The following is a 12112-nucleotide window of genomic DNA, read 5'->3' on the forward strand; positions in this document are numbered from 1 at the left end:
CGAAATCACCAGTTATTCAATGAGATTGCACCTCACACCACCCTGGCACCGTCAAGTGATGACAACGATACTGTCTTACCGGTTTCGAGAGCTTCGTCCGCTGAAATCCGATGTTGGCACCAGCCGGATGGCGCCGCGCGGCACGAAGCGATCATGTTTCCGGGTACAGTTCCTCCCATCGGTGATCCTGGACCGGCCCCCGGCTGGTCCAAATGTTCGCCAAGTCACCGCGCGGCATCGATTCCTGCACCACTTTGGGGACACGCCGAGCACGCTGCGCGGAAATGTCGGCGCGACGTGCCAACGTCGGACCACGACCCGACGAAAGGCCCGTGCGATGTCCACCATGTGGAGTTCACCCGAACGTCGCGGTGAGCACCGTGCCTCCTGCGCCCGCGTGCGGGTTCCCGAACGACAATCCCGCCCCGTTGATCACGGTCGGCCTGAACGCCCGGAACGGACCGGCGCCGAGCGCGGTCACACGTTCCTCCCCGAAGTCTCCCACGGCGAGGTCACCCCCGCCCTCCACAGGCCGTCGGCAGCGTCTTGATCGGTTCCAATGGCTCCTACACATATCCCAGTGGTCCCCATGCGATCAGTTTCGACCTACGCTTCCGATATGACCGTCGGTGACGCGCCGCCCGCTCCCGCCGCCTTCAGGCGCGCGGTGGCGAGCATGCGCCCCGCGGAGGTCAGACCCGAGATCGAGCTGGAGGACATTCCGGCGCCACAGCGCCTGGCCCCCTACTCGGCCGCGATCGGCGCGTCGGTGTACCGCGACGACGACGAGCTCGCGATCGGCCGCCTCATCGTGCTCTTCGACCCGGACGGCCAGCGCGGCTGGGACGGCCAGTTCCGGCTCGTCGCCTACGTGCGGGCCGACATGGAGCCGGAGATCACCGAAGACCCGCTGCTCGGCCCCGTCGCGTGGAGCTGGCTCACCGAGTCACTCGACGCGCACGGCGCCGGCTACGCCGCCGCCGGAGGCACCGTCACCAGAGCGGTCTCCGAGGGCTTCGGCAACAAGGCCGAAGACCCGGTGACCACCGAGCTGGAACTGCGTGCGTCCTGGTCACCGCTGCAGGAAGACCTCTCCGGCCATGTCGCCGCCTGGTGCGATCTGATGTGCCTTGCCGCGGGCATACCACCCCTGCCACCCGACGTGGCGGCGCTGCCGCCGCGCCGTCGCGAGGATCCGGAGCCCTTCAGAACGTGACCGATGAGACGACCGTAATTCCACTGCTGGAGCCTCGTGAGGGAATCCCACCCGTCATCGAGGACTCCGCCTCCCTCGCGCGCGTGGTGCGCGCCTTCGCCGAGGGCACCGGCCCCGTCGCCGTCGACGCCGAACGCGCCTCCGGCTACCGCTACAGCGGCCGCGCCTACCTGGTACAGCTGCGCCGCGCCGGCGCGGGCAGCGCCCTGATCGATCCCATCCGCTGCCCCGACCTGTCCGAGCTCGACGCGGCGCTGGCCGACACGGAGGTGGTGCTCCACGCCGCCTCCCAGGACCTGCCGTGCCTCGCGGAGGTGGGCTTCCACCCGCGAGAACTGTTCGACACCGAGCTGGCCGGCCGGCTGCTCGGCTACGAGCGGGTCGGTCTTGGGCTGATGGTGGAGAACGTCCTCGGTTTCAGGCTGGAGAAGGGGCACTCGGCCGCCGACTGGTCGACCCGCCCGCTCCCCGAGGACTGGCTGCGCTACGCCGCGCTCGACGTCGAGGTCCTGATCGAGCTCCGCGACGTCCTGCACGAGGAGCTGAAGTCCAGCGGCAAGCTGGCGTGGGCGCAGGAGGAGTTCGCCTCCGTGCTCGCGCACAAGGCGCCCACCCCGCGCTCCGACCCGTGGCGGCGCACCTCCGGAATCCACAAGGTCCGCTCGCTGCGCGGGCTGGCGGTGGTACGGGAGCTGTGGACGCTCCGCGACGGGCTCGCCCGCGAGTCCGACGTCGCCCCCGGCCGTGTCCTGCCCGACTCGGCGATCGTCACCGCCGCCCTGGAACTGCCCCGCACCACCAAGGCGCTCACCGAGATCCCGCCCTTCACCGGCCGCAGTGCCCGGCGGCACCTGCGCGACTGGCTGGCCGCGATCGGCACCGCCCGCTCGCTGCCCGACTCGGAGTTGCCGCAGCCCAGCACCCCCGGCGACGGGCCCCCACCGGCCAACCGATGGATGGACCGCGATCCGGTGGCCGCCCGGCGGCTGGCCGCGGCCAGGACCGTGGTCGCCGCGCTCGCCGACGAGCACCACATGCCCGCGGAGAACCTGATCCAGCCCGACGCCGTGCGCCGCCTGACCTGGGAACCGCCGGCCGTCGTCGACGACGAGACCGTCACCGCCCGGCTGCGCGAGCTGGGCGCCCGTGAGTGGCAGATCGGGCTGACCGCCCATCCGATCGCCAAGGCCCTGATCCGCCTGGAGCTCAAGGGCCAGGCCTGATGAACCGGCCGACACCCTTTACAAAGTAGATCACTGGAACGACGTCATCCCCTGTGCGGAGCCCGTCCCCGCACAGGGGATGACCGAGCGCTCAGCAGGTCGCGAGCATGCTCTGCAGGGCGCTCTTCTCCGAGCTCTGCAGCGTCAGCTTCCAGTAGTACTTCACCTGGATCCACGCCCTGGCGTAGGTGCACCTGAACGAGCTCAGCGGCGGCTGCCACGTCGAGGGGTCCTGGTCGCCCTTGGCCTGGTTGACGTTGTCGGTCACCGCCCACAGCTCGGGCCCGCCGAGGTCGTTGGCGTAGGACTGCCGCTGCGCGCTGGTCCAGGCGTAGGCGCCGGAGCGCCAGGCCTCGGCGAGCGGCACCATGTGGTCGATGTCGACGTCACTGGCGGCGGTCCAGGTCGCGCCGTCGAACGGGGAGTACCAGCTGCCGGAGGTGGCCGCGCAGCTGGAGTTGACGACCACTCCGACGCCGTCCCTCTTGAGCACCGTCTCCCGGGTGTTGCAGGTGCCGCTGATCGTTATCCAGTGGTTGAACAACGACCGGTCATAGGAGGACTGGTTGGTTTCCGCGGCGACGGTGAGCGTCGCGAGCCTGCTGGCGGCGGTGGCCGCCGAAGGGATGTTCGGCGGGGTCGCCGAAGCCGTTCCGGTTGTCAGGGAAAAGGTGACGAGAATTGCCGTGAGGGCAGCGGAAGCCGCGGTGACGACTCGTTTCACGAGTGGCCCCTTCTGTCGCTCCACCTCGGCCAGTCGGGGGGTCTGGGCACCGCGAGAGGAGGACAGACGGAACGTCTCAAGTCATGACAAATACGCAAATGTCATGGTTTGACGACGAGTCAGGATGCACTTGGTCGGATACTGCATCAATCCATGGTCAGATACGCTTGATCTGCGATAATGTGAATTACGGTGATTCGAGCACCCCGCCTTACCGCGCGAACACGCGGTGAAATTCCGGTAACCGGCGAATTTCCTTCCGGGACGGCCCCCGGGTCACCGGCTCCCCCGGACGCGCACATCGCCCCCCCTCCTCCCCTGGCAGGCGCTTGCAGCAGGTGCGGCCACTGTCGTACCGTGGAGCGGAAAGCGCTTTCCATAGGAGGTCGGAGAAGATGTCCCCGCAAAGCATCGGCGTCGTGATGAACGGTGTCACCGGTCGCATGGGCTACCGCCAGCACCTGGTCCGATCGGTCCTGGCGATCAACGAGCAGGGCGGTGTGACACTGTCGGACGGCGGCCAGGTCCTGCTCAGGCCGGTCCTGGTCGGCCGGTCCGCCGAGAAGCTCCAGAGGCTCTCGGCGGAGCACGGCATCGCCGGCTGGACCACGGACCTCGACACCGCCCTCGCCGATGACGACAATCTGATCTACTTCGACTCCCAGGTCACCCAGGCCCGGGTGAAGTCCGTGTTCAAGGCGATCGAGGCGGGCAAGCACGTCTACGCGGAGAAACCGACGGCCGAGACGTCCCAGGACGCGCTGGCACTGGCCGAGGCCGCGACCGCCAGGGGCGTGAAGAACGGCGTCGTGCAGGACAAGCTCTTCCTGCCGGGCCTGCTCAAGCTCAGGCGCCTGATCGACGGCGGCTTCTTCGGCCGCGTCCTCTCGGTCCGCGGCGAGTTCGGCTACTGGGTGTTCGAGGGCGACTGGCAGGCCGCCCAGCGCCCGTCGTGGAACTACCGCGCCGAGGACGGCGGCGGCATCGTCCTCGACATGTTCCCGCACTGGGCGTACGTGCTGGAGAACCTGTTCGGCCGGATCACCTCGGTCTACGCCCAGGCCGTCACCCACATCCCCGAGCGGGTGGACGAGCGGGGCGAGACCTACCGGGCCACCGCCGACGACGCCGCCTACGGGGTGTTCGAACTGGAGGGCGGGGTCATCGCGCAGATCAACTCCTCCTGGAGCGTCAGGGTGAACCGCGACGAGCTGGTGGAGTTCCAGGTGGACGGCACGCACGGCAGTGCCGTCGCGGGCCTGCGCGACTGCCGCGTCCAGCACCGTGCCGCCACTCCCAAGCCGGTCTGGAACCCCGACCTGCCCGCGGGCGCCCGTTTCAGGGACGGCTGGCAGGAGGTACCCGACAACGAGGAGTTCGACAACGGGTTCAAGGTCCAGTGGGAACGGTTCGTCCGCCACGTGGTCGAGGACGCGCCGTTCCCCTACGACTTCGCCTCCGGCGCGCGCGGTGTCCGCATCGCCGAGCTGGGCCTGCGCTCCTCCGCAGAGGGCCGCCGCCTGCCGGTGGAGCCGTGATGAGGATCGCGCTCCCGGGCGGGGAGCACGTCCTGCGCGAGCCGGTCACCTGGGCCAGGCCCCAGGGGCCCGCCCGGAGCCGCACCGTCTACGCCGCCGCCCACGTGGTCGCCGACCCGCTCGGCGACAACACCCCGGGCTCCCGGGCCGCCGTCGACTGGGAGGCCACCCTGCGCTTCCGCCACCACCTGTGGTCCCACGGGCTGCGGGTCGCCGACGCCATGGACACCGCGCAGCGCAACATGGGCCTCGACTGGGCGGCCACCCGCGAGCTGATCCGGCGCAGCGCCACCGAGGCGAAGTCCTTCGGCGACCCGGCGACGCTGGTGGCCTGTGGCGCGGGCACCGACCAGGCGCCGGACGCCCGGACCCTGCGGGAGGTCGTGGCGGCCTACGGCGAGCAGATCGAGACCGTGCGGGACGCGGGCGCCGGGGTCATCGTGATGGCGAGCCGGCAACTGGCCGCGATCGCGCGGGGCCCGGAGGACTACCACCGGGTCTACGGCGAGCTGCTCTCCCAGACCGATCGCCCGGTGATCCTGCACTGGCTGGGCGAGATGTTCGACCCGCTGCTGGCGGGCTACTGGGGCTCGCGGGACGTGGCCGAGGCCACCGCGTCGTTCCTGTCGCTGATCCACGACCACGCGGCGAGGGTGGACGGGGTCAAGGTCTCGCTGCTGGACGCCGAGCACGAGATCGGGCTGCGCGAGGCGCTGCCCGAAGGCGTCAGGCTCTACACCGGCGACGACTTCAACTACCCTTCGCTGATCAGGTCGGGCAGTCACGCGCTGCTGGGCATCTTCGACGCGATCGCCCCCGCCGCCGCCTCGGCCCTGCAGGCGCTCGACGCGGGCGATCTCGGACGGTACGACGAGATCATGGACCCCACGGTCCCGCTCTCGCGGAAGATCTTCGAGGCCCCCACGTACAACTACAAGACGGGCATCGTCTTCCTGGCCTGGCTCAACGGCCACCAGGACGCCTTCAGCATGGTCAACGGCGCCCAGGCGGCCCGTTCCCTGCCCCACCTGGCCGAGGTGTTCCGCCTGGCCGACAGGGCCGGGCTGCTGGCCGACCCCGAGCTGGCGGTCTTCCGGATGCGCTCCCTGCTGGCGGTGAACGGCCTGTGAGGGCGCGGGCGAAGAGCCGTCTCTCGCTGAACCAGTGGACCACGAAGCGGTGGTCGGTGACCGAGGCCGTCGACGGGTGCGTGCGGCACGGTGTCGAGGCCATCGGCCTGTGGCGGCAGGACGTCGCCGCGCAGGGCCTGAAGGAGACCGTCGAACTCGTCGCGGACGCCGGGCTGCGGGTCTCGTCGCTCTGCCGCGGCGGCTTCCTCACCTCCGGCGATCCGCAGGCCCTGGACGACAACCGCAGGGCGATCGACGAGGCCGCCACGCTGGACGCCGCCTGCCTGGTCATGGTGGTCGGCGGCCTGCCGGGCGTGGTGCCCGGCCGGCCGCTGGGCGCGATCTCCCGCGACCTGCCCGCCGCGCGGGAGCGGGTCGCCGAGGCGCTGGCCGTGCTGGCCCCGTACGCGGGCGAGCGCGGGGTGAGGCTGGCCCTCGAACCGCTGCACCCGATGTACTGCGCCGACCGGGCCGTGCTGTCCACACTGGGCCAGGCCCTCGATCTGGCCGAGCCGCACCCTCCCGAGCAGGTGGGCGTCGTCGTCGACACCTTCCACGTGTGGTGGGACCCGAACGTCCTGGAGCAGATCGCCAGGGCCTCGGGGCGGATCGCGAGCTACCAGGTGTGCGACTTCCTGTCTCCGCTCCCCGCCGACGTGCTGCTCGGCCGGGGAGTGATGGGCGAAGGCGTGATCGACTTCGCACCGCTGACCGAGGCGGTGGCCGCGGCGGGCTACACCGGGGACATCGAGGTGGAGATCTTCAACGCCGACGTGTGGGCCGCCGACCCCGACGAGATCCTGGCCAGGGTGCGGTCCTCGTTCGCCGAGCTCATCGGAGAATGACGCGCGGGCCCGCGGAACGGACTCCGAGGCGACAGGAGCGTTCCAGTCAGGGGAAACCGCGTTCGCCGGGCCCGGATTACCGCTTCATGGTGAAGTGACATGGCAGCTGCTCGTACGGTAGGGGTATGACGACCGCAGAGAGCGAAGCCAGCCCCGCCATACAGCGGCCGCCGGAACATGTCCTTGCCGTACTGGAAGCGATCAGGGAGTGGGAGGCCGCCAACCCCGACTCGGCCCCTTCGGGCCAGGGAGAGGCGATCCTCTGGGCCCTGGGCAAGCGTGAGCAGGCGCCGATCAGCGGCCGTCCGGCGTCGGGATCCCCGCCCACCCTCGCCGAGGCCCGCGCGGAGATCGACGCCGCCGAGCGGGTTCCGCGCGAGGGCCGGGTCGTCCCCGCCGACGGGGTCATCAGCACCCTGAGCTGGCTGATCGGCGCCAAGGACGGGCTGCCGATCCCCGGCCGCCGATCCTCGGAAGGCTGGGGACACCTGGTCGGCGGCCGCGGCGTGATCCTGCGCACCGAGGCCGAGATCGGCCGGATCGCCGAACTGGCCCACGCGGGCCGGCCGAACGCGGCGGGCGAGTGGGAGCGGGAATGGTGCTCCGGGACCATCGCCGTGTGTGAGTGGGTGCTCGGCACCCGCAGGAAGTCCCCGGTCCGTAACACACCGCGCCCCATCCACGGGCCGACCGGACTCAACCTCGGCATGGAGGAGAGCGCCGCCGAGGACGTGTCGCGACAGCTCGGCCGGGGCCGTCAGCACTCCCCCGGCTACGGAGACGGAGTCATCCGGACGATCCGCTGGCTGCGCGGTCAGCTCATCGTCCCGCCGGTCAACGAGCAGGGAAAACCGATCTCCGGCGCCCGCTGACCGCCTGCCCCGATCCTCCTTCCTGCTCCCCTACGACACGGCGGGCCCGGCCCCCGCGGGGTCCGGGCCCGCCGTCGTGACGTCGCGGCAGAGGTGGGCCGACCGAGGCGACCTCACCCCAGAGCGCGGGTGCTCTCGCGGAGGATCACCTCGCCGGTCACGACCTGGGCCCTGGCCCCCTCGTCCGGGGCGAGGGCCATCTCCAGCGCGCGGGCACCCATCTCCGCGAGCGGCAGCCGCACCGTGGACAGCGAGGGAACCAGGTCGCGCAGCGTGGAGATGTCGTCGAAGCCCGCCACCGAGACGTCCTCGGGGACGCGGATGCCCCGGTCCCTGAAGGCGGCCAGGGCGCCCACCGCCATCACGTCGGTGACGGCGAAGACACACGTGACCCCGGACACCTGGGTGGCCGCCGAGTAGCCGCCCTCCCTGTCGAAGGAGCCGTGCAGGACACGCGGCGCGGGCAGACCGAGCTCTTCGAGCGCGGCGGCGAACCCGGCCACCCTGTCCATGGACGCGATCAGCCGCTCGGGCCCGGCGAGGACGGCGAAGCTCCGGTGCCCCAGCCCGGCGAGGACACGGGCCAGCGCGGCGGCGCCCAGGCGGTTGTCCGGCACCACCGCGTCGACCCCGAGCAGGTCCTGGCCCACGCAGGCCGCCCGGCCACCGGTCTCCCGGTAGCGGTCGAGCTCCTCGCGGAGCTGCCGGGTCAGCTGCTCGTCGGCGACCCGGGAGCCGACCAGCAGCACGGCGCGGACCCGCTGCGCGTTCAGTGTCGAGACATAGGCGATCTCCCGCTGGGGGTCGCGGTGCGTGGTGCCGATCATGACCATCAGCCCCTGGCTCTCCGCGACCCGCATGGCCCCGTCGGCGATCGCGGCGAAGTAGGGGTCGGTGAGATCGTGAACGACCAGGCCGATCACGTTGCTGGCCCCCCTGGCGAGGGTCTGCGCGGCCACGTTGGTGCGGTATCCCAGCTGGGCGGCGGCCAGCTCCACCTTGGCCCGCAGGGACGCGCCCACCTGTCTGGTGCTGCCGTTGAGCACCCGTGACGCCGTGGCGAGCGAGACGCCCGCGTGCCGGGCGACATCCTCAAGCGTGACCACCGACAACCTCCCGGAAAGCGTTTTCCAAAGTCTGTCAGAGTTGTCGCCGTCCCGCATCCGGGACATGCCGCACCGGACCGCGCACCTTGGGGAACAACTTACCCACCTCGCGCGGGACCGGCCGCGCCAAACGTTGTTACCCACGAGTAGCATAGGGGGGAAGCCATCCAGCAACGAGGAGCGAACCCCGTGCCTTCGTCTCGTGACGTCGTATTCGTCGACGGTGTGCGCACACCCTTCGGCAGGTCGGGCCCCAAGGGCCTGTACGCCGAGACACGCGCCGACGACCTGGTGATCCGCGTCATCCGCGAGCTGATCCGGCGTAACCCGAATCTGCCTCCCGAGCGCGTCGACGAGGTGGCCATCGCGGCCACCACGCAGATCGGCGACCAGGGCCTGACCCTCGGCCGCTCCGCCGCGATACTGGCCGGGCTGCCCAAGAGCGTGCCCGGCTACTCGATCGACCGCATGTGCGCCGGCGCGATGACCGCGGTGACCTCGGTCGCCGGAGGCATCGCCTTCGGCGCCTACGACGTCGCCATCGCCGGCGGCGTCGAGCACATGGGCCGCCACCCCATGGGCGAGGGCGTCGATCCCAACCCCCGCTTCCTGGCCGAGCAACTCGTGGACGGCTCCGCCCTCGTCATGGGCATGACCGCCGAGAACCTGCACGACCGCTACCCCTCCATCACCAAGGAGCGCGCGGACGCCTTCGCCCTCGCCTCCCAGGAGAAGGTCGCCAAGGCCTACGCCGACGGCCGGATCCAGCCTGACCTGGTCCCGATGGCGACCAGGTCCGTCGAGAAGGGCTGGGGGCTGGCCACCGCCGACGAGGCCCCCCGCCCCGGCACCACGCTGGAGGGTCTGGCCGCGCTGAAGACCCCGTTCCGCCCGCACGGCCGGGTCACCGCGGGCAACGCCTCCGGTATCAACGACGGTGCCACCGGCTGCGTCGTGGCCGCCGCCGACGTCGCCGAGGAGCTCGGCCTCGCCCCGAAGATGCGCCTGGTCTCCTACGCCTTCGCCGGCGTGGACCCCGAGGTCATGGGGGTCGGGCCGATCCCGTCCACGGAAAAGGCGCTGCGCCTGGCCGGGCTCTCCATCTCCGACATGGGACTGTTCGAGATCAACGAGGCCTTCGCCGTGCAGGTGCTGGCGTTCCTCGAGCACTTCGGCATCGCCGACGACGACGCCCGGGTGAACCCCTACGGCGGCGCCATCGCCTTCGGCCACCCGCTGGCCTCCTCCGGGGTGCGCCTGATGACGCAGCTCGCCCGCGAGTTCGGTGAGCGCCCCGACGTCCGCTACGGCATGACCACGATGTGCGTCGGCCTGGGCATGGGTGGAACGGTCATCTGGGAGAACCTCAGCTGGGAAGGTAACAAGTGACGGACATCAAGGAACTCTTCGCCGACGAGATCGTCACCCGGGCGACGGTCCACGACGTGGAGCTGCCCCAGGGTGCGGGCACCATGGCCCTGATCACGCTGGACAACGGCTTCGACCACACCAAACCGTCGACGTTCGGCCCCGGGGGGCTGACCTCGCTGGGCGAGGCCCTCGACGCGATCGCCGGGCGCGGCGACCTGGCGGCCGTGGGCGTCGTCGGCAAGCCGTTCGTCTTCGCCGTCGGCGCCGACCTCAAGGGCGCCGCGCTGGTCTCGGAACGGGACCAGGCGCTACAGATCGGCCGGCTGGGCCACGAGGTGTTCCGCCGCCTCGGCGAGCTGGACGTGCCGTCGTTCGCGTTCGTCAACGGCGCGGCCATGGGCGGCGGTCTGGAGATCGCGCTGCACTGCACGTACCGGACCATCTCCTCCGGTGTGCCCGCCGTGGCACTGCCGGAGTGCTTCCTCGGCCTGGTCCCCGGCTGGGGCGGCACCCAGTTGCTGCCCCGCCTGATCGGGCCGGCCGCGGCCGTCAAGCTCATCATCGAGAACCCGCTCTCGCAGAACCGCATGATCAAGGGCAGGGAGGCGTTCGGGCTGGGTGTCGCCGACGCGATGTTCGAGCCCGCCGACTTCCTTGAGGAGTCGCTGCGCTGGGCCTCGGCGGTGCTGCGCGGCGACGTCACCGTCTCCCGCGCCGACCACACCGCCGAGGACTGGTCCAAGACCGTCTCCGACACCCGTTTCCTGCTCGACATGAAGCTGCACGGCGCCTCCCCCGCCCCGTACCGGGCGCTGGAGCTCCTCGAGCTGGCCCGCACCGCCACCCGCGACGAGGGCTTCGCCGCCGAGGACCGGGCGCTGGCCGACCTCCTGATGGGCGACGAGCTCCGCGCCGGCCTGTACGCCTTCGACCTGGTGCAGCGCCGGGCCAAGAAGCCCGCCGGAGCCCCGGAGGCGGCCCTGGCCCGCAAGGTCACCAAGGTCGGCGTCGTCGGCGCGGGCCTGATGGCCTCGCAGATGGCACTGCTGTTCGCCCGCCGCCTGGAGGTCCCGGTCGTGCTGACCGACCTGGACCAGGCCCGGCTGGACAAGGGCGTGGGCTACGTGCACACCGAGATCGACAAGCTGCTCGCCAAGGGCCGCGTCTCCGGCGACCAGGCCAACCGGCTCAAGGCCCTGGTGACCGGCTCGCTGACCAAGGACGCGTTCGCCGACGCCGACTTCGTCATCGAGGCCGTGTTCGAGGACATGAAGGTCAAGCAGAAGGTGTTCGCCGAGGTGGAGGCGGTCGTCTCCGCCGAGTGCGTGCTGGCCACGAACACCTCCTCGCTCTCGCTGACCGAGATGGCCTCGGGGCTCCGGCACCCCGAGCGCGTCGTGGGCTTCCACTTCTTCAACCCGGTCGCGGTGATGCCGCTGCTGGAGATCGTCCGAGGGGAGCGGACGGACGACGCGACGCTCGCCACGGCCTTCGCCGTCGGCCGGTCGCTGAAGAAGTCGTCGGTGCTGGTCAAGGACGCGCCCGCGTTCGTGGTCAACCGCCTGCTGACCCGCTTCATGGGCGAGGTCATCGGTGCCGTCGACGAGGGCACCCCGCTGGAGCTCGCCGACCACGCGCTGGACGGGCTCGGCCTGCCGATGACCCCGTTCGCGCTGCTGCAGCTCGTCGGCCCGGCCGTGGCACTGCACGTCGCCGAGACGATGCATGAGGCGTTTCCGTCCCGCTACGGGGTGTCGGAGAACCTCGCCCGGCTGGTCGCGGCGGGTAAGCCGGGTGTCTACGCGCCGGACTTCTCCCTGGACCCCGAGGCGGTGGCCCTCTTCGCCGGGGGCACCTCACCGTCCACGGCCGAACAGGTCCGGCTGCGGGCGCTGCGGGCCCTGGCCGAGGAGATCCGTCTCATGCTCGACGAGGGTGTGGTCTCCGCTCCCCAGGACATCGACCTGTGCATGGTCCTCGGCGCGGGGTGGCCGTTCCACCTGGGCGGCATCACCCCCTACCTCGACCGCGAGGGGATCTCCGAGGTACGCTTCCTGCCGCCTGGCGTGGCCTCGGTGCCCGCCTGA

11 protein-coding genes are annotated in these 12112 nt (G+C 70.9%); 8 read left to right on the plus strand and 3 right to left on the minus strand.

What is annotated here, in order from left to right; translation table 11 throughout:
- Positions 1-355 precede the first annotated feature (355 nt).
- Complete coding sequence (locus ABT130_RS22595; RefSeq protein ID WP_350958117.1) at positions 356-481, minus strand: hypothetical protein; 126 nt, start codon at positions 479-481, stop codon at positions 356-358.
- 138 nt (positions 482-619) lie between these two features.
- On the opposite strand from ABT130_RS22595, the gene ABT130_RS22600 reads away from it, so the two are divergent.
- Positions 620-1216 (plus strand): DUF3000 domain-containing protein, encoded by a 597-nt coding sequence (locus ABT130_RS22600; RefSeq protein WP_343967512.1) that lies wholly within the window; start codon positions 620-622, stop codon positions 1214-1216.
- Positions 1213-2439 carry an HRDC domain-containing protein gene (locus ABT130_RS22605; protein WP_350917083.1) on the plus strand — a complete coding sequence of 409 codons (1227 nt, stop codon included), beginning with the start codon at positions 1213-1215 and terminating at the stop codon, positions 2437-2439. Before ABT130_RS22600 ends, ABT130_RS22605 begins: the two co-directional genes overlap by 4 nt.
- Before the next feature lie 91 nt (positions 2440-2530).
- Here ABT130_RS22605 and ABT130_RS22610 read toward each other — a convergent pair whose 3' ends face one another.
- Entirely contained in the window at positions 2531-3163 is a 633-nt protein-coding gene (locus ABT130_RS22610) for an HNH endonuclease family protein (RefSeq protein ID WP_350917086.1), read from the minus strand.
- 395 nt (positions 3164-3558) lie between these two features.
- On the opposite strand from ABT130_RS22610, the gene ABT130_RS22615 reads away from it, so the two are divergent.
- From ABT130_RS22615 to ABT130_RS22630, 4 genes are all read left to right on the plus strand, one after another.
- A complete protein-coding gene (locus tag ABT130_RS22615; protein WP_350958120.1) occupies positions 3559-4701 on the plus strand; it encodes a Gfo/Idh/MocA family protein in 1143 nt (380 codons plus the stop codon).
- On the plus strand, positions 4701-5831 hold the full coding sequence (locus ABT130_RS22620; protein ID WP_350958122.1) for a dihydrodipicolinate synthase family protein: 1131 nt from the start codon (positions 4701-4703) through the stop codon (positions 5829-5831). The genes ABT130_RS22615 and ABT130_RS22620 overlap by 1 nt, the downstream gene beginning before the upstream one ends.
- Positions 5828-6676 (plus strand): sugar phosphate isomerase/epimerase family protein, encoded by an 849-nt coding sequence (locus ABT130_RS22625; protein WP_350958125.1) that lies wholly within the window; start codon positions 5828-5830, stop codon positions 6674-6676. The genes ABT130_RS22620 and ABT130_RS22625 overlap by 4 nt, the downstream gene beginning before the upstream one ends.
- A gap of 125 nt (positions 6677-6801) precedes the next feature.
- Positions 6802-7548, plus strand: a complete 747-nt coding sequence (locus ABT130_RS22630) for a hypothetical protein (protein ID WP_350917098.1) — start codon at positions 6802-6804, stop codon at positions 7546-7548.
- Between the two features lie 113 nt (positions 7549-7661).
- Here ABT130_RS22630 and ABT130_RS22635 read toward each other — a convergent pair whose 3' ends face one another.
- On the minus strand, positions 7662-8654 hold the full coding sequence (locus ABT130_RS22635) for a LacI family DNA-binding transcriptional regulator (RefSeq protein WP_350958128.1): 993 nt from the start codon (positions 8652-8654) through the stop codon (positions 7662-7664).
- A gap of 189 nt (positions 8655-8843) precedes the next feature.
- On the opposite strand from ABT130_RS22635, the gene ABT130_RS22640 reads away from it, so the two are divergent.
- Positions 8844-10043, plus strand: coding sequence for a thiolase family protein (locus ABT130_RS22640; RefSeq protein WP_350917104.1), 1200 nt, complete (start codon positions 8844-8846; stop codon positions 10041-10043).
- On the plus strand, positions 10040-12112 hold the full coding sequence (locus ABT130_RS22645) for a 3-hydroxyacyl-CoA dehydrogenase NAD-binding domain-containing protein (protein ID WP_350958130.1): 2073 nt from the start codon (positions 10040-10042) through the stop codon (positions 12110-12112). The genes ABT130_RS22640 and ABT130_RS22645 overlap by 4 nt, the downstream gene beginning before the upstream one ends.

This window comes from Streptosporangium sp. NPDC001681 (genome assembly GCF_040298085.1).
In the GTDB taxonomy this organism is placed as follows: Bacteria; Actinomycetota; Actinomycetes; order Streptosporangiales; family Streptosporangiaceae; genus Streptosporangium.